This window comes from Janthinobacterium paucivorans, from assembly GCF_051380805.1.
GTDB lineage: Bacteria > Pseudomonadota > Gammaproteobacteria > Burkholderiales > Burkholderiaceae_D > Janthinobacterium > Janthinobacterium lividum_D.
Genome location: NZ_JBNYXR010000007.1, coordinates 1 through 23,801, shown reverse-complemented (window position 1 = coordinate 23,801; position 23,801 = coordinate 1). Strand labels below are relative to the sequence as shown.

Sequence of the window (23,801 nt, the reverse complement as noted above, 5' to 3'; positions counted from 1 at the left end):
AATCTGATCAAAAAAAAGGCGACACATCGTGTCGCCCCCTCTATCGACAATGCCGATTAAACGTCGATATTGCCCGCGCGCAGCGCATTGTTTTCGATGAAGGCGCGGCGTGGTTCCACGTCATCGCCCATCAGTGTCGTAAAGATCTGGTCCGCAGCAATCGCGTCTTCGATCTGCACTTTCAACAAGCGGCGTACGGTTGGGTCCATCGTGGTTTCCCACAGCTGATCCGGGTTCATTTCGCCCAGACCTTTGTAGCGCTGTTTCGAGACGGTGCGTTCGGCTTCGTCGCGCAGCCATTGCATGGCTTGATGGAAGTCGACCACGGCGATTTCCTTGACGCGCTCGCCTTCGCCGCGGCGCACGAATGCACCTTCGCCCATCAAGCCTTCGAAGGTGGCGGCGCCGCTGCTCAGCACGGCGTAGTCCGGGCCTTGCACGAAGTCGGCGTCGATGGCCGTCACTTTGATGTTGCCGTGATGCATGCGCTCGATGTGCAGCTTGTGTTTTTCCGACAAGTCGTCGGAACGCACATGCACGCGCACGGCGCTGTCGTTGATGGCCGTCTGCAGGGCCAGGGCGGAGTTTTGCGCCAAGTCCAGGGTCGACAGGTCCAGTTGCACGCCCGTCATGATGGCCGTCAGGGCGGCGCGGTCGATGACGCGCGTCAGACGCGTCATGATGCTGTTCGACAGGTTGAATTTGCGCACCAGTTCCGTCAGCGTCTCGCCGGAAATGCCTTCTGCGCCTGTGCGCGGCACCAGCACGGCCGTGTTCAGCGCCACCGTCATCATATAGCTCGCTTCTTCGGCATCGTCTTTCAGATAGCGCTCGTCGCGGCCCGACTTCACCTTGTACAGCGGCGGTTGCGCGATGTAGATGTGGCCGCGCTCGACCAGTTGCGGCATCTGGCGATAGAACAGGGTCAGCAGCAGGGTACGGATGTGGGCGCCGTCGACGTCCGCATCGGTCATGATGATGATGCGGTGGTAGCGCAGTTTTTCGACGTTGAATTCGTCCGGTCCGATCGATGTGCCGAGGGTGGCGATCAGGGTGGTGATCTGCTCGGACGACAGCATTTTCTCGAAACGGGCTTTTTCCACGTTCAGCACTTTACCGCGCAGCGGCAGAATCGCCTGGAACTTGCGGTCGCGCCCTTGTTTTGCCGAGCCACCTGCCGAGTCACCCTCGACGATGTACAGTTCGCACAGGGCGGGGTCTTTTTCCTGGCAGTCGGCCAGCTTGGCCGACAGGCCCAGGCCATCCATGATGCCTTTGCGGCGCGTCAAGTCGCGGGCCTTGCGGGCCGCTTCACGCGCGCGTGCCGCTTCGACGATCTTGCCGCAAATGATCTTGGCATCGTTCGGTCTTTCTTGCAGGTAATCGGCGAGGGTCTTGGCGACGATCTCTTCGACCGGGCCGCGCACTTCGCTCGATACCAGCTTGTCTTTCGTCTGCGACGAGAATTTCGGTTCCGGCACTTTCACCGACAGCACGCAGGTCAGGCCTTCGCGCATGTCGTCGCCGCTGATTTCCACTTTCGCCTTTTTGGCGAACTCGTGTTCATCGATGTATTTGTTGATCACGCGCGTCATGGCTGCGCGCAAGCCTGTCAGGTGGGTGCCGCCGTCGCGTTGCGGGATGTTATTCGTAAAGCACAGCACCTGTTCATTGTAGGCATCGTTCCACTGCATCGACACGTCGACCGAGATGTTCGTGCCCTGATCCGACAAACGCTCGCCCGTGGCCTGGAAAATGGTTGGGTGCAAGACCGACTTGGCTTTGTTGATGTATTCGACGAAACCGCGCGTGCCGCCTTCGAAGGCAAAGATTTCTTCCTTGCCCGTGCGCTGGTCGGACAATTTGATCTTCACGCCATTGTTCAGGAAGGACAGTTCGCGGATGCGCTTGGCCAGGATTTCGTAGTGGAATTCGACGTGCGTGAAGATCTCTTCGTCGGCCCAGAAATGCACGTCGGTGCCGCGCTTGTCGGTTTCGCCGATGACCTTGATCGGCGAGGTGGCGATGTCGCCGACCATGACGATCTGGCGGTCTTGCGGCACGCCGCGCACGAATTCCATATGATGCACTTTGCCATCGCGGCGGATGGTCAATTTCAGTAATTTCGACAGGCCATTCACGCAGGACACACCCACGCCATGCAGGCCGCCCGAGACTTTATACGAGTTCTGGTCGAACTTGCCGCCCGCGTGCAGCTCGGTCATGACGATTTCCGCCGCCGAACGCTTCGGATCGTGCTTGTCGTCCATTTTCAGGCCGGTCGGCACGCCGCGGCCGTTGTCGGTGATCGAGATCGAATTGTCGCTGTGGATGGTGACGTGGATGTCCGTGCAGTGGCCGGCCAGCGATTCATCGATCGAGTTGTCCAGCACTTCGAATACCAGATGGTGCAAGCCGGTGCCGTCCGAGGTGTCGCCAATGTACATGCCCGGGCGTTTGCGTACGGCTTCCAGGCCTTCCAGGATCTGGATGGAGGAGGCGCCGTATTCTTCCGTTTTGGCCTGGATCGGGGTGTCTTGTGGATTCTCGGACATGGACTGCTTTCTCAAATAACGATTGCTGATTGATTCGGGGCTGCTCGCTGATGACCGTAGGTCGGGTTAGCCGGAACGGCATAACCCGACAGACGGCGATTCAGCATGTCGGATTACGCTGCGCTAATCCGACCTACGTCATGGCTGTGGTCTTTAGATCCGCATCGGCATGACGACATACTTGAAATCGGCATTGTCCGGGATGGAGATCAGGGCGGACGAGTTCGAGTCGCCGAGCGCGATGTTGACGTATTCGCACTTCAGGTTGTTCAGCACGTCCAGCAGATACGTGACGTTGAAGCCGATGTCGACGGCGTCGCCGCCATAGTCGATTTCCAGCTCTTCGACGGCTTCTTCCTGGTCGGCATTGGTCGAGCTGATTTTCATGCTGCCCGGGGTGATGATGCAGCGCACGCCCTTGAACTTATCGCTCGTCATGATGGCGGCGCGTTGCAGCGAGCGCAGCAGTTCATCGCGGCTGATGGTGAAGTCGTTTTTGTAGCCTTTTGGAATCACGCGCGTGTAGTCGGGGAACTTGCCTTCCACCAGCTTCGAGATCAGCTCGATGTCGGCAAAGGTCAGTTTCACCTGGTTGGCGGCGATGTCCAGTTGGACCGGCTCATCGTTCTCTTCCAGCAGGCGCTGCAGTTCGATGATGGTCTTGCGCGGGATAATCACTTCCTGGCGCGCAAACGTCTGCTCGGTGGCTACCTGGCAAAACGCCAGGCGGTGGCCGTCGGTGGCCACGGCGATGACATGATTGCCATCCAAAACCAGCAGCAAGCCGTTCAGGTAATAGCGGATGTCTTGCTGCGCCATCGAGAAATGCACCATGTTGAACAGGTGCTTCAGGGTTTTTTGCGGCAGGGTGACGGACGCGTTGTAGCTTTCTGCCTGTTGCACGGTCGGAAACTCTTCCGCCGCCAGGGTTTGCAGGGCGAAGCGCGACTTGCCCGTTTGCACGGTCAGGCGCTTGTTCAGCAGGGTCATCGTGACGTCGCCCGATTCGGGCAGGGCGCGCAAAATGTCCAGCAGCTTGCGTGCGGCCACGGTGGTGCCGGTGACGTCCGCGCCGGAACCGATTTGCGCGTGCGTGGTGATCTGCACTTCGGTGTCGGTCGACAGGAAGGAGACATTTTCACCGTCTTTGCGGATGAGGATATTGGCCAGAATCGGCATAGTGTGCCGACGCTCGACAATACCGCTCACGATCTGCAGTGGCCGGAGAAGGGTATCTCGGGTGGTTTTGACCAATTGCATATTTATCCTCAATGTATAGGTTGAACAGTACGACGTTTAACGTATTAATTTAATAATTTTTTCATGGGGAGCCCCGACAGACCGGCTGCGGTGCCCTCCCAGATGATAAGGGTAAAGCACGTTTTGAGCCAGTCTTGCCCAGTCGTGCTTCACGCCGAACAAAACCGTAGCGGGCGGCAGTGATTTTTGGCCAAGAAGCGCAATCGTGCTAGAGCACGGTGAGCATCGCAGGCCGCAAAGCGCGTCGCGCAGCAGGTTTTGTCAGGTGTTGTTAGCCCTTTAAGGTTTGCTCCAGCACATGCAATTCATGGTTGCATTCCGGGTTCTTGGTGCGGTCCAGCGCGATCTTGCGCACGGCATGCAGTACCGTGGTGTGGTCGCGGCCGCCGAACAGCTCGCCGATTTCCGGCAGGCTCTTCTGTGTCAATTCCTTGGCCAGGTACATGGCGATCTGGCGCGGCCGGGCGATATTCGCGGGGCGACGCTTCGAATACATGTCGGCCACCTTGATATTGAAAAAGTCGGCCACTGTTTTCTGGATGTTTTCCACGGAAATCTGGCGGTTCTGCACCGACAGCAAGTCCTTCAGGGCTTCCTTGACGATATCGATCGTGATGTCTTTGCCATGGAAACGCGAGTACGCCAGAATTTTGCGCAGCGCGCCCTCGAGCTCGCGCACATTCGAGCGCAAGTGCTTGGCGACAAAGAAAGCCACGTCGTCGGAGAAGGTCACGCCTTCCTGCTTGGCTTTTTTCAGCAAAATCGCCACGCGCATTTCCAGTTCCGGCGGTTCGATGGCCACTGTCAGGCCCGAGTCGAAGCGCGAGATCAGGCGGTCGTCCATGCCCGTGATTTCCTTCGGATACGTATCCGAGGTGATGATGATCTGTTTCTTTGCGGCAATCAATGCCTCGAATGCATAGAAAAACTCTTCCTGCGTGCGGCTCTTGCCGCCAAAGAATTGAATATCATCGATCAGCAGCATGTCGAGCGAGTGATAATAATGCTTGAAATCGTCGAAACCCTTGCGCTGGTAAGCGGTCACTACGTCGCGAACATACTGTTCTGCGTGGATGTAGCGTATCTTCGCGCCTGGATTGTCGGCCATCACCTGGTTGCCGATGGCGTGGATCAAGTGGGTCTTGCCCAGCCCGACGCCGCCATAGAAGAACAGCGGGTTATACGACACGCCAGGATTGTTCGCCACCTGGATGGCGGCAGCGCGCGCCAACTGGTTGGCCTTGCCGGTGACGAAGCTGTCGAAGGTCAGGTCGGTGTTGATGCGGCTCTGTTCACGGCGCGGTGCCGCGCCGATGCTCAGTTCCGGCACGCTGGGCTGCGGTTCCGCGGCGCGCGCGCTGGGCGCGCCGCCATTCGGATCGCTGGCCGGGGTGCTGGCGGTGACGGGCTTCTTCGGCAGGGCCAGGCGCGGATCGAGCACGAATTGCACTTCCGTGGGCGCTTCGAAGTACTGTATGGCCAGGGCAGTGATGCGGCTGGCGAACTGGGTCTTGACCCAATCGAGCTTGAAGCGATTGGGCGCAGCAATGCGCAGCTTGCCCTCTGCGTAATCGAGAGGGATAAGCGGTTTGATCCACGCACTGAATTGTTGCGGTGTCAGCTCCAGTTCCAACTGCGCGGAACAGGCCTGCCAGAAATTATCCATGTATGTCTATGTGAAAAGGTGTGGGAGGGCGTATCGATTCTGCCCTGCGGTCACCGTGTTGCAAGGCCGGCGTCGCGCGAGGGCTCGCCACACGTAACGCGCTATTCTACTCCCGACTGCCAAAGTTATCCACAGGCACGACGCTTATTTTTCTGTGGCGGGGTGGGGCGCCGTGTGTATAAGAGGCGACTTATCCCCCGGTTATCCCGTCGCCGGCAGTGCTGGCGCGGCTTGTGGCGTGGCCTTGGCGGCAGACACAGCCTGGCGCAAAAATTTCCTGGCAATCGCGGCAATCCTTGACAAGAGGGGGGGATATGCTGAATAATTCAGGGTTCCCCGCCCGTATTCCGTGTTTATTCATTTGGAACGACAATATGGACTAAGCGTGGATTAACGACGCAGTACCAAATCGTAGCGAGCGGTGATGAGTTGTGGCTGAGGCGCGCAACTGTGCGAAGGCACAGTGAGCACCGGAGGCCGCAAATCGCTGCGCGTAGTAGATTTGGTGCGCGTTCAAGCGGGCGATGAGATTGGCCAGCTTGTGCCTTGGCATAAGTGCGCGATTGTCATTGGCACCAAAAACTGACGGGACGTCAGACCCGATTTTGCATTTTTTTTGTTTTTAGCGAGACCAACATGAAACGTACTTACCAACCTTCCGTCGTTCGTCGCAAGCGTACGCACGGCTTCCGCGCTCGTATGGCTACCCGTGGTGGCCGTGATGTGCTCAACGCACGTCGCGCAAAGGGCCGCAAACGTCTGGCCGTCTAGGCTTGTCGTTGACAGCTGATCGCGTGGCTAGCTGTACTCCAGTCGGCAATCAACGCGAAGGTTCACACGACTTCGCGCGCTTTCGGCGTATTGTTAAAACGGATGAATTTTCATCCGTTTTTCGTTTGCGCCCTTCGCAAAAAACAGCGCATTTTGTGCTGTACACCCGACATAATCAACTGCCGCATGCGCGGCTGGGCGTCGTTGTGGCAAAGCGTTTCGCGCCGCGCGCGGCGACCCGCAACACGATCAAGCGCGTCACGCGCGAGCTGTTTCGCAATAGCGCGATGCCGCCGGTCGACTGCGTGGTGCGTTTGTCGCGCGCTGTCAACAGCAAGGATGGTCCGGCCACCACGAGCCGGCTCAAAGCCGAGCTGCGTGAAGAATTGAGCCGCCTGTTCGCGGCGCAAATCGCCGCCCAAGCCCGTTCTGTTGCTGCGCCACCACCGTCCGCGCCATGAAAACCCTGCTGCTGTTCCTGCTGCGCGCTTATCAGTTGCTGATCAGCCCCATGCTGGGACAGAATTGCCGTTTCTATCCGAGTTGTTCGCATTACGCGATGGAAGCGCTGCGCGTGCATGGTACTGCCAAGGGTAGCCTGCTGGCTGCCAAGCGGCTGTGCCGTTGCCACCCCTGGAATGAAGGGGGCGTCGACCCGGTGCCGCCGGCCGATTGCAAACAATCTTCAACGACCGCTTGCGGTTGCAACCACTCCTGACAAATACCCTAATGGATATCAATAAACGTACCATCCTGTGGATCGTGTTTTCCGTCTCGCTGGTAATTCTCTGGAACGAATGGATGATCTCGAACGGCAAGCCGTCGATGTTCTCCGCGAACACGGAACAAACCGCCAAGGCGCCTGCGACCCCTGCCAAGACGGATGCCCTGGCTGCCTCGGCTGCAGCAGGCGTGCCTGCCCTGCCGGGTGAGGCTGTCGATCCCGCCGCGTTCAAGCGCGAAGTGATTACCATCACCACCGACGTCATCAAGGTCGATATCGACACCCTGGGTGGCCAGGTCAAGCGTCTGGAATTGCTGAAATTCAAAGGCGCAGGCAATCCGGGCTGGTTTGGCGGTTGCTTCGGCCTGTTCAAGGTATGCCAGCCTGACGACGGCAAGCAAAACGAAGTGCTGTTCGACGAAGGCGCGAACCATACTTACTTGGCGCAATCGGGCCTGGTCGGCGGTCCATTCCCCACCCATGCGAGCGGTTTTACCGTGCAGCCTGGCGTGCGCACCCTCGGTGACGGCAAGCAGGTGCAACTGGTGATGGAAGCGGTCGAAGGCGGCGTCATGCTGAGCAAGACGTTCACCTTCAAACGTGGCGACTACGTCATCGACGTGCGCCACGACGTGGCCAACGTGGGCGCAGAGCCTGTCACGCCGCAGCTGTATCTGCAACTGACGCATGACGGCAACAAGCCGGTCGGCGACTCGTTCTTCAACAGCAGCTTCACGGGTCCGACCCTGTACACGCCGCAAGACAAATACCAGAAGCTGACGTTCGAGAAAATCGAGAAATCGGCCCTGGAAGACGAGAAGAAGGGCAACGACAACGCCATGAAGGGCCTGCATCCGGCCTCGGCGAATGGCGGCTGGTTCGCGATTTCGCAACACTTCTTCGTTTCCGCCTTTGTTCCGCCTGAGAACGCCAAGCGCGACATCTTCACCAAGAAGGTCGGCACCAACTTGTACGCCATCGGCAACGTGCTGCCATTGCCTACCCTGGCGCCAGGCGCCACGGCCAGCATGGACAGCAAGCTGTACTCGGGTCCGCAAATCGCGCATTTGCTGGAATCGGTATCGCCTGGCCTGGAACTGGTCAAGGATTACGGCTGGCTGACCATCATCGCCAAGCCCATGTTCTGGGTCATGGAACAGATTCACAGCGTGCTGGGTAACTGGGGCTGGACCATCATCGCCTTCACCATCTTGATCAAACTGGCGTTTTTCCCCTTGTCGGCTGCCGGCTACCGCAGCATGGCGAAGATGAAACTGGTCACGCCGAAGATGCAGGCGATCCGCGAGCGCTTCAAAGGCGATCCGCAAAAGATGAACCAGGCCACGATGGAGCTGTACAAGACCGAAAAGATCAATCCGCTGGGCGGCTGCCTGCCCATCCTGATCCAGATGCCGGTCTTTATCGCCCTGTACTGGGTGCTGAACGCGTCCGTGGAAATTCGCGGCGCGCCATGGATGGGCTGGATCACCGACCTGGCTCAGCATGACCCATGGTGCATCTTGCCCGTGCTGTACGCGATCTCGATGTACATCACGACCAAGCTGAACCCGGCCCCGGCCGATCCGATGCAAGCGAAGATGATGCTGTTCATGCCACTGGCATTCTCGGTGATGTTCTTCTTCTTCCCGTCGGGCTTGGTACTCTACTGGGTCGTCAACAACGTCCTGTCGATCGGCCAGCAATGGGTGATCACCAAGAAATACGCGGTCGCCGCCAAGTAATTCCGGCCCGCGAACAGAAAGCCCGCCTCGCGCGGGCTTTTTTTTGGGGTCAGACCCTTTGGGTCTGACCCCAGCCTTCCGCTGAGGAATCGGCGCCACAAGCGTCGTCGCTTCGCCATTATTCCTTTGCGTACAGCTTCCCCGAATAATCTACAATATCCCCATGAAACTCGACTCTTCCCCTATCGCCGCCATCGCCACCGCCCCCGGACGCGGCGGCATCGGCGTGGTACGCGCCTCCGGCAAAAACCTCGCTCCCTTAATGACGGCCCTGTTCGGCGCGCAGCAGTTGAAAGCGCGCCATGCCACCTATCTGCCATTTACGGAAACTGATGGCAGCATCATCGATCAGGGCATCGCCATCCACTTCAAAGGCCCGCATTCGTACACGGGCGAAGACGTGCTGGAATTGCAGGGCCATGGCGGCCCTATCGTGTTGCAACTGCTGCTGGCGCGCGTGCTGGAGGCGGGCAAGGATAGCGGCTTGCGCCTGGCCGAACCGGGCGAATTCACGCGCCGTGCCTTTTTGAATGACAAGCTTGATCTGGCGCAAGCCGAAGCCGTAGCCGACTTGATCGATGCTTCCACGGAGGCGGCCGCCAAGTCTGCCTCGCAATCGCTGTCGGGCGCGTTTTCCAACACCATCCACGCGCTGGTGGAGCAGGTGACGGGTTTGCGCATGCTGGTCGAGGCGACCCTGGACTTCCCGGAAGAAGAGATCGATTTCCTGGAGAAATCGAATGCGCGCGGTCAATTGAAGGCTGTCATCGCAGCGCTCAATAAAGTGTTTGCGCAAGCGGCGCAGGGCGCGCTGCTGCGCGAAGGCCTCAATGTCGTGTTGGCCGGCCAGCCCAACGTGGGCAAGTCGTCGTTGCTGAACGCGCTGGCCGGCGCCGACGTGGCGATTGTGACGCCGATCGCCGGCACCACGCGCGACAAGGTCAGCGAAACCATTCAGATCGAAGGTATTCCGCTCAACATCATCGACACGGCCGGCATCCGCAGTGCCGGCGACACTATCGATGCCGTCGAGCGTATCGGCATCGAACGCACCTGGGGCGAGATCGGCAAGGCCGACGTCATCTTGCACCTGCTGGATGCAGATCATGGTCCCACGCAGGCAGATGAAACCATCGTCGCCGCCTTCCCCGAAGGCGTGCCGGTGGTGCGCGTGTGGAACAAGATTGACCTGTCCGGCCATAAGCCCAGCGTGGATACTTTGGCCGATGCCACGCACGTGTATCTGTCGGCGCATGAACACATCGGCATCGACTTGCTGCGCGCCGAGCTGCTACGCATCGCTGGCTGGCAGCAGACGGGTGAATCGCTCTACCTGGCGCGCGAACGCCATTTGATCGCGCTCAAGTCGGCCGGCAAGCACTTGAACATCGCTGCCGCGCACGCGGCGCAGGATGACCAGTCGCTGGACCTGTTTGCCGAAGAATTGCGCCTGGCACAGGTGCAATTGTCGAGCATCACGGGCGAGTTTTCGCCTGACGATTTGCTGGGCGTGATCTTCAGCCGCTTTTGCATAGGCAAATAGAAGAAGCGTCATGTCGATGAACATCTCGCTCGCCGGCGTGCCAAGCTCTTTGCCCCAGGCACGGCGGCGATGGCAGTGCTTGTCGAGCAAGTATGCCCGATAGCCATGGCCGCAGAAAATCATCGATGAACAGGCTAAGGATGCGGTGCGCAGCTAGCGAAAGCCAGCTTAGCATCTACGCCTTTGAGAAATGTCATGGGCCTCAAACTGCGCTGACGTAACCTTGCTGAGCGGCCTTAAAGTGCCGCAAGGAAAGGAAGCGCCATAGACAGCAAACAGCCGGACGTCGTGCAGGGCGAATATGGGGTGCTGGCGCGGCCATTGCCCGCCATGCCGGAATTGATCGCCAGCTTGCCGCCAAAAGGCGCGTGCTGGTATTGCGACAAGCCGCTCGACGCCGTGCGCCGCTTTTGCGGCAAGAGTTGCGGTCTGGCTTACGCGGAAGAGGCGCAATACCATCGTTGATTTTGCTATTTAGCGGCGCCGCAGCAGCGCCGCGAGAGCACCGTCGAAGTTGAACTCATATGCAGCGCTCGCCACCTCCTGGTACGCCTGCACGCCCAGGCTGGCGGCCAGCAGGCTGGCTGAGTTTTCCAGGATGTCGATAGCCGCGCCATCGCCTTCGCGCAGATGGCTGGCAAGGCGTGCCAGTAGCAACTGGATGGCTGGTGCGGCAGGATCGGGCGCGACGTCTTGCGCCGCCGTATGGCTCGCTTCCGGCGTGCCCAACATGCTGCTCACCGCACCGAGTAATTGATCCTGCGCCAGTTCCAGTTGCAGCATCTGTCGGGCCAGGTCGGGCGCCTGAGCACGCAGCGCCGATTCCAGGGTTGCCGACAGGCTGTGCACGTGGTGCGCACCGATCATGCCGGCGGCGCCTTTCAGGGTATGCGCTTTCAGGCGCGCGCTGGCATAGTTGCCGGCGTCGAATTCGACGCGGATTTGGCACGGCGTGGTGCCGTGGTCATGCAGGAAGCGGCGCAGGATTTTCAGGTACAGGATGCGGTCGCCCATGATGCGGTCTAGTCCGTTCTCGACGTCGAGAATACGGACCATGTCGGATGCCGCTAAGGCGGCATCATCATCGCAAGTGGTGTGTGGTTTCAGCATGCCTGGTGTGCAGAGAGCCCAAAAACTTGTCAATGTCAGTAAAGCACGAAGCGCCATTTTACATCCTGGCGTCCTCAACAGCGCGCCCGCCAGCCATGCGATGCCAGGCTAGCGCGTGCTGAATGACCAGTTGGTCGCGATGTCCGCGCCATTGATCTTGCCGATGAAACGCACGTCATAGCTGGTGTTCGCGCTCAGCGGCGCCAGTGGAACGATGGCTGCGGCCGAGATCGGCGTGTGCGCATCGCTGCCGCTGGCGAGCAGGCGCACCGCCAGGTCCGTGCCGGCGCCGCGCTGGCGCACGCTGAACGCCGTCACGTCGACGCTGGTGCCGTAGTTGGCATGCACGCTGATCGGGTAGCCGACGACATCCTGGTTCGGCACGGGATCGGGCGCCTCGCTATCGCTGGAGAAGCTGACGGCTACCCTTTGCTGTCCGCCAAATGGATAGGTGACGATTTGCGCGGCTGCCAGCCCGGGGCCATAGCTGCGGTTGCTTGCCAGGTCGCTGGTGAAATACGCGTAGCCGGCAGCATTGACGGCCGCACCCGCGCCACCTTCTTTGAAGAGCGGCTCGAAAATGACGAAGCGGTGATAGATGGCGGTGACCAGCTCTTCGGCCAGGTAGAAGCCGGAGGTGTTGCTCGCGCCAGCGATGACTTCGCCCTGCAGCGACGCCAGGACATAGCCGGCCTTGGCCAGGCGGTTGCCCAGTTTGACGCCAGTAAAGCCAGGTTTGTCCAGTAACTGTTCGTGCGCCACCGTGCTGTTGATATTGAGATAATTCGAATGGCCCAGGGCCGCGCTGTCGATCAAGCCATTGCGCACCAGTGGCGACAGGCCGATCTGGCTGCGCCGGAAGTTGAACCAGTTGAAGCCATCGGTGGCAATATTGTTGCTGAACACGGGAGCGCCCGGCTCCTGTAGCAGCTGTCCAGCCGGGGTCGCTGTGCTCGGCGAGGTATTCCCGCCGCTATCGCCGCCGCCGCAAGCACTCAACAGGGCCGCGCTCAGCAGGGCGGTTAGCCAGTATTTACAAGGTAGTGACGAGACAATCAAGTTGACTCCTGTATGGATCAGCGGACTGCAATGGGGACCAGCGTGCTACTCTGTGAAACGATTCTAAGGCATTTTGATCTGGCGTAGAGCATCCATGAAAAGATATGTCGTGTGCTCGTGCGCAGATATTGCTGCGTATGCGCAGGGTAGAATGCGCTCAGCGCAGCTTTTGCCGCTGCATTGCCTTATATCCGCTACTTAGATTGCCCATAATTTGAACACATTGCCCAAGTCGCGCCTGCAGCGCGCCAAATACGCCTTACCCAGCCTGGTAACTTTGCTGTCGATAGCCTGCGGTTTTGCCAGCATCGTCATTTCCGTCGATAACGCCGCAGTGGGCGACGCGGATGCCTATCGCCTGGCTGCGGCGCTGCTGGTGCTCGCCGGGGTGTTCGATGCGCTCGACGGCTATGTGGCGCGCCTGACGAACACCAGTTCGCAGTTCGGCGTGCAGCTCGATTCCATCGCCGACGTGATGAATTTCGGCTGCGCCCCAGCCGTGTTGTTATACTGCTATGGCTTTGTGCAAATGGGGGTGCACGACCCGCTGCTGCTGCGTTTTGGCGGCATGGCCAGCTTCTTCTTTGTCGCCTGCGGCGCCATGCGCCTAGCGCGCTTCAATGTGAATGTCGGGCGTACCGATCCCCTGTATTTTGTCGGCATGCCGATCACTGCCGGTGCCGCCTGCGTGGCGGCCGTGGTGGTGGCCTGGCCGGCACCGATCGATTCCATGCTGCATAGCTACCTGCTGATGCTGCTGCTGGTGGGCGTGGGTAGCCTGATGGTGTCGACCTTGCGCTTCCCCAGCTCCAAGCAAAAGAAAAGCCTGGCTGCGCTGCTGCTGCTCATCGTGGCCATCGCGCTGCTGGTGTGGCTCAAGACCAGCTTCTTTGCGCTATTCTTCGCCGTCTATATCGCCGCCACCCTGGCGCTGAACCTGGCTTGGTATCTGGGCTGGCGCGGCATTGCGTTGCCGCAAGTCTTTAATGACGCTGATGAAATCGATTAATCTCAAGCCACCTCGTGCCCGCGCGCGGCGCGCAGGATGGCGAACCAGTCGCTGCGGCTGAGCGAAAATTGCGTGCCTTCCACGGCTACGCCCAAGGCCTCGATGCGGCCCGAGCCTGTCAACGGCAGGGGGCGGCATGGTAGTTGCATGATCCAGGCAAACACCACGCTGGCAAACGGGCGCTGCAGCTGGTCGGCGATCTGCTTGATGACATTGCGCAAGTTTTCCACATTCGCATCGCCACCCTGGAACAGCCGGCCACCGGCCAGCGGCGACCAGATCATCGGCGCCACCCCCACATCCTGCAAGCCGTCGAAAGTTTCGTCGAACAGGGGCGCCACGTGCAACGGCGAAAATTCTACCTGGTTCGTCACGAGCGGGAAACGTCGGTGCAGGCACTCGAACTGGTGGCGGCTAAAGTTCGACACGCCAAAGTGCAGGACCTTGCCCGCTTGTTGTAGCTGGGTAAACGTCGCGGCGATCGCGTCGAAATCCATCAACGGATCGGGGCGGTGGATCAGCAGCAAATCCAGACGGTCCGTGTGCAGTTGGCGCAAGGTGTGTTCCACGGAACTGGTGATGTGCGCCGCGCTCGTGTCGTAATGCTGGATGGCATGACCGGGACGGTGCGGTGAGAGCAGCTTGATGCCGCACTTGCTGACCAGTTCCATCTTGTCGCGCAAGCCTGGCTGCAGGGCCAGCGCTTCCCCAAACAAGCCTTCGGCGCTGTAGTCGCCATAGATATCGGCATGGTCGAAACTCGATACGCCCAACGCCAGGCATTGCTCGATGAAGGCCAGGCGCTGCTGCGCCGACATATTCCATTCGCCGATGCGCCACATGCCGGCGACGATGCGCGACAGTTCGGGACCGTTGTGGCTTAAACGGCTGCGCGGTGCTTGCAGGCTGGCGGGAAACTCATGGCTCATGGGCTGGCTTTCTGATGGTGGCGTGGAGGGACTTGCCACGATTATAGCCAGCTAATCTATAGCATGCTGCGCTGAAGTCATTGGACGCGGCGCAAGACGAAAAAAATGCCCGCAGTGTCTGCGGGCATTTTTTAGGGGGATGCTCAGTGCTTCTCAGTGCTTATTTCATCCACAGGCGCATCGAATCCCAGGCGCGACCAAAAATGGTGGCCTGGTTGATGGTTTCCAACGCCACGACAGGCAGTTCCAGCAGAACCTTGTCGTCCACCATCATTTTCAGTTTGCCGACCGAGGCGTTTTCAGCCAGTGGCGCGACCAGCGGGTCCTTGCGTTCCAGCACCGGCTTCATTTTGGCAGCCATGCCTTTTGGCACGGTGACGAGCACATCGCGCGCAAAACCGATTTTCACGGTGCCTTTCGAGCCTTTCCACACTTCCGGCGTGGCCACCGCCTGGCCTTTCGAGTACAGCTTGACCGTATCGAAGTTCTGGAAGCCCCAGTTCAGCAGCTTCTGGCTCTCCTGCGTACGCGCCTGGTCCGACGAAGTGCCCAGCACGACGGAGATCAGACGGCGCTCGCCGGTGCCACCTGGACGGCGGGCCGAAGCGATCATGCAATAGCCCGCCGCTTCCGTGTGACCGGTCTTCATGCCGTCCACGGTCGGGTCCAGCCACAGCAGGCGGTTGCGGTTAGGCTGGGTGATCTTGTTATACGTGAAACTTTTAACCGAATCGATCTTGTAGAATTCCGGATAGTCGGCGATCACGCGCTGGGCCAGGACGGACAAGTCTTGCGCCGTGGAATAGTTATCGGGGCTAGGCAAGCCATGCGGATTGGCAAAACGCGTATTTTTCAGGCCCATGCGCTGGGCTTCACGGTTCATCAGCACGACGAAGGTGCTTTCATCGCCGGCAACGGCTTCAGCCAGTGCCACGGCGGCATCGTTACCCGATTGAATCATCAGGCCATGCAGCAAGTCGTCGATCGACACAGGAGTGGCCGGGTCGATGAACATCTTCGAGCTGCTCGAGTCGACTTTCCAGGCGCGCACGGAAACATTCACTTTTTGGTCCAGCGCCAGTTTCTTTTCGCGGATGGCGGCGAAGGTCAGGTAAGCGGTCATGATCTTGGTCAACGATGCTGGCTCGATGCGCGCGCCCGGATCTTGCGAAGCAATGATCTGGCCACTGGTGGCGTCGAGCAGCAACCAGGACTTGGCGGCGATGGTCGGAGCTGGAACGCTCTGGGCGTAGGCGGCGGATAGGAAAAGTACACTGGAGGCCAGTGCCGCTAAAAGTTTTTTCATGGAGGCTGGTCTGCGAAAAAGATGAAGGCTGGGGGCCATGTTGTTATTAACATGGCCACGTGGAAAAAACGGATCAATTATAGCCGTGGAGACGGTAGTAAGCCCACACTTCAATGATCATCTGCTGCGATGGCGGATTTGTCACCATGCCACAGGGCAATCACGAGGTTCTTGATGTGATTGAGCTTGCGGTGGAAAAAGTGGTCGGCGCCGGGGATCACGATTACGGGAATGTCCTGTGGACGGGCCCAGTCGAAGACGGCAGACAGGGGAATCGTGTCGTCCAGTTCGCCATGGATCAAAATCGTGTCGGCCGGAATCTCGGCCATAGCCCACTTGCCAGCCGCACTGCCGATCAGCGCCAGGCGCTCGACGGGCGTGCCGGCGGCGGCCAGGCGTTCCTGCAGTTTCGATTGCACGAAGGTGCCGAACGAGAAACCGGACAAGGCCACGGGCAAGCCCGGATACAGGCTGCGCATGTGTTCGTACAGCAATTGCATATCGTCCGTTTCGCCCACGCCATGGTCGTGTACGCCTTCGGAAGCACCGACACCGCGGAAATTGATGCGCGCCACGACGTAACCGAGGGCGACAAAGGCGCGCGCCAGGGTTTGCGTGACCTTGTTATCCATTGTGCCGCCATACAGCGGATGCGGGTGGGCAACGAGGGCGATGCCGCGCGGGGTGTCTGCAGGGAAATCAAGCAAACCTTGCATGCTGCCCGCATGGCCGGCCAGGGTAAATTTTTCCGAGTTTCTGTTCATGATGCTCATACTGGTGGCATTGTCTTAAATTGGTATTAAATCTTCAGGCGTTCGACGACCTTGCCACCCACCAGGTGCGTATCGATGATTTCATCGATATCGCTGGTGTCGACATAGGTGTACCAGGTTGCTTCCGGATAGATGACCAGCAGCGGGCCTTCTTCGCAGCGGTCCAGGCAGCCGGCCTGGTTGATGCGGATCTTGCCTGCGCCATTCATGTCGAGTTCCTTGATGCGGCGCTTGCAATGCTTTTGCGCCGCTTCCGCGCCATGGTCGCCGCAACTGTTGCGGCCGTCTTCACGTTTATTCATGCAGAAAAAAACGTGGCGTTCAAAATACGGTGCGTCGCTCATACTATGCTCCTGCTGATTCATGAATGCGCCATGATAGCGCTTATAGGGGGTCTTCGCGACGCTGGCGTTGCGCATCGTCCTGCCGGTTCAGGCGGTGCGAGGGCAGGCACAGGAACCACAGGGCCATGAAAGGCCATAGCAAGGCCAGGAATTGCGCCGCGCCATTGAAGTTGAGAAACTTACCTTGTACCCAGCCTTGCAAGGTAGACATGAAATACGGGTTGATCGGCGTTGTATTCACCATCACTAGGCTCAGCAGCAAGGTGGCGGCCGCAATACGGCGCTGTGCCACGTGGGGTGCGAATGCCAGGCCGCCGAGCATGATCAGGCCGATCAAAAAGCCGCCCTGGGCGCCCGGCGTGATCCAGACGAAAGCGTTTTCCGGCGAAAACAGCAGCGCGCTGGCCATCGAACGTACGATCAATGCGGCGGCGATCAGGCTCAGCATCAGCACGGCACGCGGCGCGGCGCGGCGTAGCAGGCACAGCAAGGTGAGCACAGCGCCCGTCATGCCGCAAGCCGTGATGATGGTTTCCGATAGCCAATATTGCTCTACAGTCAATATTGTATCGGGGCGCAGGTAGGACGCCAGGTCGATGTCCATGTCCATCAGGCTGGAAAGCCAGTCCGACAGGATGGGCAGCAGCTGGCCCAGGCCGAACAGATAACCTTGCGGATAAATTTGCGCCAGCGGCCACAGAGCCACGAGTACCAGGCCCTGGCTGGCGTGCTGGGCAAACCAGCGCTGGCGCAAGCGGTACAGATGGCTATGGTCGAGCAGCTTGCGCGCCGTCAAGGCACCGATGATGGCGCCAATGAAGCAGCCAGCCGAATTGGTATAAAAGTCGAGATTCGATGACACGCGGCTGGGCAGGTAGGTTTGCACCGCTTCCATGCCGCCGGAAATAAGGACGCCGCACAGGCTGGCGATCACGATGGCAAAGAAACCAGTCATTCTTGGAAACAGCGAATACACGATCAGCGCGCCCAGCGGGACGTAGCCGACGACGTTGATGCCCACGTCAAAGCCGGTCCAGTAGCGGGGCATGTGCGTGTTTTCCAGGAAAGTCAGCGGCGACAAGCCATTGCTGTGCCAGCCCGTGAACGGGAACCAACTGGCGTACACGATCAGAAAGACGTAGGCGAGCAGGGTCGCGCGCGATACGGGCGACGAGCGTGCGGGCGGCAGTGGCGCTGGCGAGCTGGCAGGGGCTGCGGATGCGCTCATTCTGTAGCGGTCATTCTTTCGCGATGGTCAGCGTGCCCAGCCAGGACAGCAGGTCGGCGGCGATGGCGTCCGAGGCCGCCGCCAGTGCCTGCGCGCCGCCTTGCGCATCGGCGCTGTTGGCCGGGCTGCTGCGGCTGAAGGTTTTCTGGTCGATCAGGCGGTGCCCGCGGAACAGCGAGATGCGCAGCGAGACGTGGCCGCTGCTGCGCGTTTGCGTATCGAAGTTTTGCGAAAAATCGTCGACGTCGATGCGCAGCAGGGGCATGCCGGCGGCCGCGTCCGTGGTCGACAGCACTTTCACGCCGCTCTGCGCTAAGCGGGTTTTCAGGCGCTGGCTTAATAGTTGCAGCGGCGGCGTGTTCCAGCGGTTGTAGGCGTACGGACGCGATTGCTGTGCATCGGCGTACAGTAATCGGTAATACATGCGCTGGCTGTCCAGCCAGGAAGGGCCGGTGGCGTCGGCCATGACCAGCACGGGCACGCCTGGTGCGGCCGCTTGTGCCGCCGCTGCTTGCGGCGCGGCTGGGCCGAAATCATAAAACGTGGGAACGGGGGCGCGGCTGGCGCAGCCGCCCAGCAGGAAAGTGCCGGCCAGGGCCAGCACGGTGACGTTGCGTGAAAGTTGCATGGTGGGTTCTCCTTATTTGCCCGGCGCCGAAAAACCGGGCTCGCCCGGGCCGGGCGGGATGTCTGGGGCGCCGAACAAGATGCTCTGCGGCTGTTCATTGAGCGTGCTCATGGTCGTTTTCAGTGCGCGCATCGAGGAGCGCGCCTCGCCACTCAGTTCGATGACCTGCGGCAGCACTTCCAGCGATACGCCATTGGCCACCGTTTCCACCGAATGGCCGACCCGTTCGACCGTGCCATTCACCTTCTCCAGCACGCCGCCTGGCGCTTGGATGTCGTTACCGAGTTTTTTCCAGGTGGCCGTCAAGTCCGATACGTTCTTGCTGGCCGTACTGACGGCTGTCAAGGTTTGTCGCGTTTGTTCCGTCAGTTGCGGCAATTGCGTCAAGGTTGGCGCCAGTTGCTGCGGAATGGCGCCAAAGGCCTTGGCCGCCTTACCCACTTCATTGAAGGCGCCCAGCATGGCCGCCTGGTTGTCGGAACTGAGCAGATTGTTGACCTTGTTGGTGATCTGCTCGGCCTGGTCGAGGATGCGCTTGCCGCGCTTTTCCAGCTGGTCGAGCAAGCCGGCACGCAGGGGAATCAGTGTCGGCTTGTCCTTGCTGGTGCCCAGTAGTGTCGAGCCCACATGTTCATCGTCGAGCTGGATATAGGCAATGCCCGTTACGCCCTGGTAGCCCAGGGTGGCAAAGGTGGTGTTGGTGATGGGCGTGTCGGGCGCGACGCTGATGTGCACGAGGATTTGCCCCGCCTTTTGCGTGTCGAAATCGATGCCGTCGACCTTGCCCACTTCCAGGCCCCGGTAGCGCACGGTGGCCTGTGGATTGAGGCCCGGTACGGACAGGGTGGTGGCCAGCAAGTACGGGACCCGTTCCACTCGGTCGCGGTTGAACCAGACGCCGAACAAAACGGCGGCCACCAGCAGGGTGAGGGTAAAAAATCCCGTCATCAGGGCATGTGATCTGTTTTCCATTACTTCTCCGCTTTCTTGTCTGTGCCGGCGTCGTCGCCTGGCTGTGCGGCCTTTGCTGCCGCCTGTTTTTCGTCCAGGACGGCCAGCGCGCGCTTGCCGCGGTCGCCGAGGAAAAATTGCTTGATGAAGCGGTGGTCCACTTCGATCACTTCGCGCGTGGGGCCGAGGGCGATCACGTGTTTTTCAGCCAGCACGGCGATACGCGTGGACAGGGCGAACAAGGTGTCGAGGTCATGCGTGACCATCACCACCGTCAAGCCCAGTTCGCGGTGCAGCGACTGGATCAAAGAGACAAAGCTTTCCGACAAGTCCGGGTCCAGGCCGGCCGTCGGTTCGTCCAGGAACAGCAGTTTTGGTTCCAGCGCCAATGCGCGCGCCAGCGCCACGCGCTTGATCATGCCACCCGACAAGTCAGACGGCATTTTCAGCGCATGCTCCGGACCCAGTCCCACCATGTTCATCTTTAACAGCACCGCGTCGCGTATGAGTGCTTCAGGCAGCACGCGCAGTTCGCGCATCGGCTGTGCCACATTGTCGAACACGGTCAGGGCCGAATACAGCGCGCCTTGCTGGAACAGCATGCCCCAGTGGTTACGCAATTGCTGCAACTGGTCCGAGCTGGCCTTGTTAATATCTTCGCCAAATACTTTGACGCAGCCCCGCGCCGGATGTTCCAGGCCCAGCATCTGGCGCAGCAGTACCGTCTTGCCCGTGCCGGAGCCGCCCACGATGGAGAGGATTTCGCCCCGTTCGATTTCCAGGTTCAAGTCCTGGTGCACGACGGTGCGGCCGAACTTGGTCCACAAGTTGGTGATTTCCACCACGGGTGCGCTGCCATGCAGGTTGAAGCGGCCCTCGTTGCCCTCGCGCACCTTGCCAGCGATATCGTTGTGAGTCATCAATATCCTACTCCATTGAAGACGATGGCAAACACGGCATCGGCCAGGATCACCACGGTAATAGCCGTGACGACGGCGGTGGTGGTGCCGTGCCCCAGGCTTTCCGTATTGGCCTTGATGCGCAGGCCGAAGTGGCAAGAGACGAGAGCGATCAGCATGCCGAAGATAACGCCTTTGCCCAGGCCGATCATGTAGTTGGCCAGCGGTACGGCATCAGGCAGCTTTTGGATGAAGTAGCGCGCCGACAAGTTCAATTCCACCTTGGCCGCTACCATGCCGCCGATCAGCGCGGCCGTATCCGTCCAGATGACAAGCAGGGGCATGGAAATGGCCAGGGCCAGTACTTTCGGCATGATCAGGCGGAAACCGTGCGAAATGCCCATCACCAGTATGGCGTCGAGCTCTTCCGTGACGCGCATGACGCCCAGTTGCGCGGTGATCGACGAACCCGAGCGGCCAGCGACGAGAATGGCCGCCAATAACGGCCCCAGTTCGCGGATGACGCTCATGCCTAGCAGGTTGACCAGATAAATATCGCCGCCAAAGGCGCGCAGCTGCTGTGCCGATAGATAGGATAGCACCACGCCGATCAGAAAACCCACGAGCGCCGTGATACCCAGCGCCTGGAAGCCCGCATGGAATATATTGGCGGAAATTTCACGCCATGGTCCGCGCATGGGATGGCGCGCAAAGCGGCCGATATCTTGCGTCACCTGGCCCACCAGGGCAATAAAACCCTTCAAATGTTCGAAAAACAGCAGCATGGTCATGCCCAGCTTCATCACGGGCGTGAGGCGGTTGGCGCGCGAGGACGGCGTTTCCAGGGGGCCCGTTTCTTCTATGCGCCGGAAAAACTCTTCCAGCGAAGGCGCCAGGGTCAGCTGCGCTGGGCGCTGCTTGTCCCAGGCGTTCCAGAACAGCTGGGCGCCGATATGGTCAATGCTGTCGATCTGCGACAGGTCCCATTGCACCTTGGCATCGCCCTGCAAGGGCTTGAGCTGGGCTTCGATGGCCTTGATGGCATTGTCATGCGCCAGCGCGTGCACTTGCCAAGTGCCGCTGGCAGTGACAAGGGATCCCTGTTGGGAGCTGGTCTGGGAGAGGGTCAGTTTCGGCGATTGTACAGTCGGCATCGCACCAGTTTAAGGGAGAATGGCGCAGACCGCCACCGCTGTTCAATCGCCATCATCTCAGGACGCCAGGTGGCGCGCCTGTCTCTGTGGCAGGGCGCTGTCCGGGCGCACCTTGGCACCGCTAGTGTTCACTTCGTTTGTTTTGGCCTGCGTGGCCGCTTGCGCGCCACCCGCATAGTCGCTTGCCACCAGGGCGTGGGCCTCAAGCGCGCTCATGCCGCGCGTTTGCAGCCATTGCGCTACCAGCTTGGCCAGGCGCTCCATGGCGATGCGGTGGGTGGCATCCGTGTGGGCGTACAGCCAGTTCGAAAAGTCCATGAAGTTTTCAAACGGTGCATCGCCGAGCATCCATTGCACCGTATTGGCGAAGCGGCCCGAATTGGCGACCAGGTCCCAGTAGCGGGAGAAGCGCACCAAGCGCTGCATGCTCATGAAATCGAGCTGTGTATTCGCCAGGATGGTGTAGGGCGGGTGCGGATCGAACACCATGCCAAAGTTTTCCGTATGGCGGATGATGGGCGTGCCGCGCAGCCGCTTCAATATGCCGAACTGGATTTCATGCGGTTTCAAGGCCACCAGCTTGTTGAAGCCCGCCGCAAAGCTCGCTTCATCCTCGCCCGGTAAGCCTGCGATCAAGTCCACGTGCAAGTGGGCGTTTGATTCTTCGCAAAGCCAGCGAATGTTATCGGCGGCCTTTTGATTATCTTGCTTGCGGCTAACCAGCGATTGCACGTCCGGATTGAAACTCTGGATGCCAATTTCGAACTGCAGCGCACCGGGCGGGAACTTGCTGATGCCTTCTTTCAAGGCATCGGGCAGATGGTCGGGCACCAGCTCGAAGTGGGCGTAGATCGGATCGTCCGGATTGGCCTCGATCTTGTCCAGAAAGAACTGCATGATCTTCAGGCTGGTCTTGATATTCAGGTTGAAGGTGCGGTCGACGAACTTAAACAGGCGGGCACCGCGCGCATGCAAGGACTCCATCTCGGCCAGGAAGTTCTCCAGGGCAAAGGGCCAGGCCGTCTTATCCAGCGCCGACAGACAGAATTCGCATTTGAACGGGCAGCCGCGTGACGCTTCCACGTAAATCGTGCGGTGCCGTATATCGTCGTCCGTATATAAAGAGTAGGGCAGTTGCAGTTCCGCCAGAGGGGCTTGTACGCCAGCATGGATCTTCATCAGCGGCTTGGGGCCATTGAGGATCTCGCCGCATAGCTTGGGGAAGGTGACGTCGCCCCAGCCCGTGATCAGGTAATCGGCCAGCTTGACGATTTCCTGCTCGCCCGCCTCGTGCGACACTTCTGGCCCACCCAGCACGATGATGACCTCGGGCGCGACGCGCTTGAGCATGGCCACCAGTTTCGTCGTCTCCTCGACATTCCATATATATACGCCAAAACCGATGATGCGCGGCTTGTTCGTCAGGATGCGTTCGACCAGCTCCGTTGTCTTGCTGCCGATGACGAATTCCTGCAGCCGCGTTTGCGCCTGCAATGGCCCCATATTAGCCAGCAGATAGCGCAAGCCCAGCGAAGCGTGGGTATAGCGGGCGTTCAAGGTGGAGAGCAGGATGGTCATGGCGGGTGTAATTCGGGGAAAACAGTCATTTTACGCTGCAACGATGATTTATCCGGATAAAGCTTGCTTCCCGGCCTAGAGTTAGCTATAGTTCGCCTCCCCGATGAGACGCACTAGTTTGCGGCACAAAAGGGACAGCCTTCAGGGGCTGGGTAGTAAAAAAAGAAGGTTGACGAAATGGCCGAAACGCTTCATACTCTTTCTTCTTCGCAGCTGACAAACACAACGCTTTGTCGATAGCGCGAAAGCAGTACCGATCACAGTTCTTTAACAATTAACAGTCGATAAGTGTGGGCATTTGATGTAAGTGCAGCAGTGATCTTCGGATCGCTGTAAAACTTAAAATATCAAATGTTCACAAGAAATAATGAAATAGGCGCTACGAAAGTAGTGGCCTGTCAGTTTTTTGAGTGAGCGACCCATCAGCAATGATGGTGCCGGTAAAACGGCAAAGTAACAGAGATTAAACTGAAGAGTTTGATCCTGGCTCAGATTGAACGCTGGCGGCATGCCTTACACATGCAAGTCGAACGGCAGCACGGAGCTTGCTCTGGTGGCGAGTGGCGAACGGG

At 59.4% G+C, this 23,801-nt stretch carries 22 protein-coding genes and 1 rRNA gene; 8 read left to right on the top strand and 15 right to left on the bottom strand.

The window, feature by feature from the left end; genetic code table 11:
- Positions 1–56: 56 nt before the first annotated feature.
- From gyrB to dnaA, 3 genes are all read right to left on the bottom strand, one after another.
- A complete protein-coding gene (gene gyrB / locus ACQ4V8_RS10510) occupies positions 57–2,555 on the bottom strand; it encodes a DNA topoisomerase (ATP-hydrolyzing) subunit B (RefSeq protein WP_070346067.1) in 2,499 nt (832 codons plus the stop codon).
- Between the two features lie 153 nt (positions 2,556–2,708).
- Positions 2,709–3,815, bottom strand: coding sequence for a DNA polymerase III subunit beta (gene dnaN, locus ACQ4V8_RS10505; protein ID WP_010401998.1), 1,107 nt, complete (start codon positions 3,813–3,815; stop codon positions 2,709–2,711).
- Between the two features lie 271 nt (positions 3,816–4,086).
- Entirely contained in the window at positions 4,087–5,481 is a 1,395-nt protein-coding gene (dnaA, locus tag ACQ4V8_RS10500; protein WP_010401997.1) for a chromosomal replication initiator protein DnaA, read from the bottom strand.
- Positions 5,482–6,117: 636 nt separating this feature from the next.
- Here dnaA and rpmH point away from each other — a divergent pair.
- From rpmH to ACQ4V8_RS10470, 6 genes are all read left to right on the top strand, one after another.
- Positions 6,118–6,252, top strand: coding sequence for a 50S ribosomal protein L34 (gene rpmH, locus ACQ4V8_RS10495; RefSeq protein ID WP_010401996.1), 135 nt, complete (start codon positions 6,118–6,120; stop codon positions 6,250–6,252).
- Between the two features lie 23 nt (positions 6,253–6,275).
- Positions 6,276–6,713: a ribonuclease P protein component gene (gene rnpA / locus ACQ4V8_RS10490; RefSeq protein ID WP_128089130.1), complete on the top strand. Its 438-nt coding sequence runs from the start codon at positions 6,276–6,278 to the stop codon at positions 6,711–6,713.
- Positions 6,710–6,970, top strand: a complete 261-nt coding sequence (gene yidD / locus ACQ4V8_RS10485) for a membrane protein insertion efficiency factor YidD (RefSeq protein WP_010401993.1) — start codon at positions 6,710–6,712, stop codon at positions 6,968–6,970. Before rnpA ends, yidD begins: the two co-directional genes overlap by 4 nt.
- Positions 6,971–6,981: 11 nt before the next feature.
- Positions 6,982–8,718: a membrane protein insertase YidC gene (gene yidC / locus ACQ4V8_RS10480; protein WP_436571418.1), complete on the top strand. Its 1,737-nt coding sequence runs from the start codon at positions 6,982–6,984 to the stop codon at positions 8,716–8,718.
- Positions 8,719–8,881: 163 nt separating this feature from the next.
- On the top strand, positions 8,882–10,261 hold the full coding sequence (gene mnmE / locus ACQ4V8_RS10475; protein ID WP_436571417.1) for a tRNA uridine-5-carboxymethylaminomethyl(34) synthesis GTPase MnmE: 1,380 nt from the start codon (positions 8,882–8,884) through the stop codon (positions 10,259–10,261).
- A 288-nt stretch (positions 10,262–10,549) separates the two neighbouring features.
- The gene (locus ACQ4V8_RS10470) at positions 10,550–10,726 is read left to right on the top strand and encodes a hypothetical protein (RefSeq protein WP_436571416.1); all 177 of its coding nucleotides are present in this window, start codon (positions 10,550–10,552) and stop codon (positions 10,724–10,726) included.
- Between the two features lie 9 nt (positions 10,727–10,735).
- Here the strand turns inward: ACQ4V8_RS10470 and ACQ4V8_RS10465 are convergent, their stop codons facing one another.
- Entirely contained in the window at positions 10,736–11,371 is a 636-nt protein-coding gene (locus ACQ4V8_RS10465; RefSeq protein WP_010401989.1) for an Hpt domain-containing protein, read from the bottom strand.
- 108 nt (positions 11,372–11,479) lie between these two features.
- Positions 11,480–12,430, bottom strand: coding sequence for a CAP domain-containing protein (locus ACQ4V8_RS10460; protein WP_261980835.1), 951 nt, complete (start codon positions 12,428–12,430; stop codon positions 11,480–11,482).
- 214 nt (positions 12,431–12,644) lie between these two features.
- Here ACQ4V8_RS10460 and pssA point away from each other — a divergent pair, with 214 nt between their 5' ends.
- Positions 12,645–13,439 (top strand): CDP-diacylglycerol--serine O-phosphatidyltransferase, encoded by a 795-nt coding sequence (gene pssA / locus ACQ4V8_RS10455; RefSeq protein WP_261980836.1) that lies wholly within the window; start codon positions 12,645–12,647, stop codon positions 13,437–13,439.
- A 2-nt stretch (positions 13,440–13,441) separates the two neighbouring features.
- Here the strand turns inward: pssA and ACQ4V8_RS10450 are convergent, their stop codons facing one another.
- The 10 genes from ACQ4V8_RS10450 to ACQ4V8_RS10405 all read right to left on the bottom strand — a co-directional run bounded on the left by ACQ4V8_RS10450 (position 13,442) and on the right by ACQ4V8_RS10405 (position 23,229).
- Positions 13,442–14,368 (bottom strand): aldo/keto reductase, encoded by a 927-nt coding sequence (locus ACQ4V8_RS10450; RefSeq protein ID WP_436571481.1) that lies wholly within the window; start codon positions 14,366–14,368, stop codon positions 13,442–13,444.
- 160 nt (positions 14,369–14,528) lie between these two features.
- Positions 14,529–15,674: a D-alanyl-D-alanine carboxypeptidase family protein gene (locus tag ACQ4V8_RS10445; RefSeq protein WP_010401984.1), complete on the bottom strand. Its 1,146-nt coding sequence runs from the start codon at positions 15,672–15,674 to the stop codon at positions 14,529–14,531.
- Positions 15,675–15,784: 110 nt separating this feature from the next.
- Entirely contained in the window at positions 15,785–16,438 is a 654-nt protein-coding gene (locus ACQ4V8_RS10440; protein WP_043463045.1) for an alpha/beta hydrolase, read from the bottom strand.
- 35 nt (positions 16,439–16,473) lie between these two features.
- Positions 16,474–16,791, bottom strand: coding sequence for a (2Fe-2S) ferredoxin domain-containing protein (locus ACQ4V8_RS10435; RefSeq protein ID WP_029496727.1), 318 nt, complete (start codon positions 16,789–16,791; stop codon positions 16,474–16,476).
- A 40-nt stretch (positions 16,792–16,831) separates the two neighbouring features.
- A complete protein-coding gene (locus ACQ4V8_RS10430) occupies positions 16,832–18,019 on the bottom strand; it encodes a VanZ family protein (RefSeq protein ID WP_010401981.1) in 1,188 nt (395 codons plus the stop codon).
- A gap of 10 nt (positions 18,020–18,029) precedes the next feature.
- Entirely contained in the window at positions 18,030–18,647 is a 618-nt protein-coding gene (locus tag ACQ4V8_RS10425) for an ABC-type transport auxiliary lipoprotein family protein (RefSeq protein WP_010401980.1), read from the bottom strand.
- A gap of 12 nt (positions 18,648–18,659) precedes the next feature.
- Positions 18,660–19,619 carry an MlaD family protein gene (locus tag ACQ4V8_RS10420; RefSeq protein WP_010401977.1) on the bottom strand — a complete coding sequence of 320 codons (960 nt, stop codon included), beginning with the start codon at positions 19,617–19,619 and terminating at the stop codon, positions 18,660–18,662.
- Positions 19,619–20,518, bottom strand: coding sequence for an ABC transporter ATP-binding protein (locus ACQ4V8_RS10415; RefSeq protein WP_010401975.1), 900 nt, complete (start codon positions 20,516–20,518; stop codon positions 19,619–19,621). Before ACQ4V8_RS10415 ends, ACQ4V8_RS10420 begins: the two co-directional genes overlap by 1 nt.
- Positions 20,518–21,651: an MlaE family ABC transporter permease gene (locus tag ACQ4V8_RS10410; protein ID WP_436571415.1), complete on the bottom strand. Its 1,134-nt coding sequence runs from the start codon at positions 21,649–21,651 to the stop codon at positions 20,518–20,520. Before ACQ4V8_RS10410 ends, ACQ4V8_RS10415 begins: the two co-directional genes overlap by 1 nt.
- Before the next feature lie 57 nt (positions 21,652–21,708).
- A complete protein-coding gene (locus tag ACQ4V8_RS10405) occupies positions 21,709–23,229 on the bottom strand; it encodes a B12-binding domain-containing radical SAM protein (protein ID WP_010401963.1) in 1,521 nt (506 codons plus the stop codon).
- A gap of 465 nt (positions 23,230–23,694) precedes the next feature.
- On the opposite strand from ACQ4V8_RS10405, the gene ACQ4V8_RS10400 reads away from it, so the two are divergent.
- Positions 23,695–23,801 (top strand): 16S ribosomal RNA (locus ACQ4V8_RS10400); the annotation flags it as partial.

What these genes read in the sequence shown, in the direction of transcription:
- gyrB (WP_070346067.1), bottom strand. Translation starts at nt 2,555, where the DNA reads ATGTCCGAGAATCCACAAGACACCCCGATCCAGGCCAAAACGGAAGAA.
- dnaN (WP_010401998.1), bottom strand. Translation starts at nt 3,815, where the DNA reads ATGCAATTGGTCAAAACCACCCGAGATACCCTTCTCCGGCCACTGCAG.
- dnaA (WP_010401997.1), bottom strand. Translation starts at nt 5,481, where the DNA reads ATGGATAATTTCTGGCAGGCCTGTTCCGCGCAGTTGGAACTGGAGCTG.
- rpmH (WP_010401996.1), top strand. Translation starts at nt 6,118, where the DNA reads ATGAAACGTACTTACCAACCTTCCGTCGTTCGTCGCAAGCGTACGCAC.
- yidD (WP_010401993.1), top strand. Translation starts at nt 6,710, where the DNA reads ATGAAAACCCTGCTGCTGTTCCTGCTGCGCGCTTATCAGTTGCTGATC.
- yidC (WP_436571418.1), top strand. Translation starts at nt 6,982, where the DNA reads ATGGATATCAATAAACGTACCATCCTGTGGATCGTGTTTTCCGTCTCG.
- mnmE (WP_436571417.1), top strand. Translation starts at nt 8,882, where the DNA reads ATGAAACTCGACTCTTCCCCTATCGCCGCCATCGCCACCGCCCCCGGA.
- ACQ4V8_RS10465 (WP_010401989.1), bottom strand. Translation starts at nt 11,371, where the DNA reads ATGCTGAAACCACACACCACTTGCGATGATGATGCCGCCTTAGCGGCA.
- ACQ4V8_RS10450 (WP_436571481.1), bottom strand. Translation starts at nt 14,368, where the DNA reads ATGAGCCATGAGTTTCCCGCCAGCCTGCAAGCACCGCGCAGCCGTTTA.
- ACQ4V8_RS10445 (WP_010401984.1), bottom strand. Translation starts at nt 15,674, where the DNA reads ATGAAAAAACTTTTAGCGGCACTGGCCTCCAGTGTACTTTTCCTATCC.
- ACQ4V8_RS10440 (WP_043463045.1), bottom strand. Translation starts at nt 16,438, where the DNA reads ATGAACAGAAACTCGGAAAAATTTACCCTGGCCGGCCATGCGGGCAGC.
- ACQ4V8_RS10435 (WP_029496727.1), bottom strand. Translation starts at nt 16,791, where the DNA reads ATGAGCGACGCACCGTATTTTGAACGCCACGTTTTTTTCTGCATGAAT.
- ACQ4V8_RS10430 (WP_010401981.1), bottom strand. Translation starts at nt 18,019, where the DNA reads ATGAGCGCATCCGCAGCCCCTGCCAGCTCGCCAGCGCCACTGCCGCCC.
- ACQ4V8_RS10425 (WP_010401980.1), bottom strand. Translation starts at nt 18,647, where the DNA reads ATGCAACTTTCACGCAACGTCACCGTGCTGGCCCTGGCCGGCACTTTC.
- ACQ4V8_RS10420 (WP_010401977.1), bottom strand. Translation starts at nt 19,619, where the DNA reads ATGGAAAACAGATCACATGCCCTGATGACGGGATTTTTTACCCTCACC.
- ACQ4V8_RS10415 (WP_010401975.1), bottom strand. Translation starts at nt 20,518, where the DNA reads ATGACTCACAACGATATCGCTGGCAAGGTGCGCGAGGGCAACGAGGGC.
- ACQ4V8_RS10410 (WP_436571415.1), bottom strand. Translation starts at nt 21,651, where the DNA reads ATGCCGACTGTACAATCGCCGAAACTGACCCTCTCCCAGACCAGCTCC.
- ACQ4V8_RS10405 (WP_010401963.1), bottom strand. Translation starts at nt 23,229, where the DNA reads ATGACCATCCTGCTCTCCACCTTGAACGCCCGCTATACCCACGCTTCG.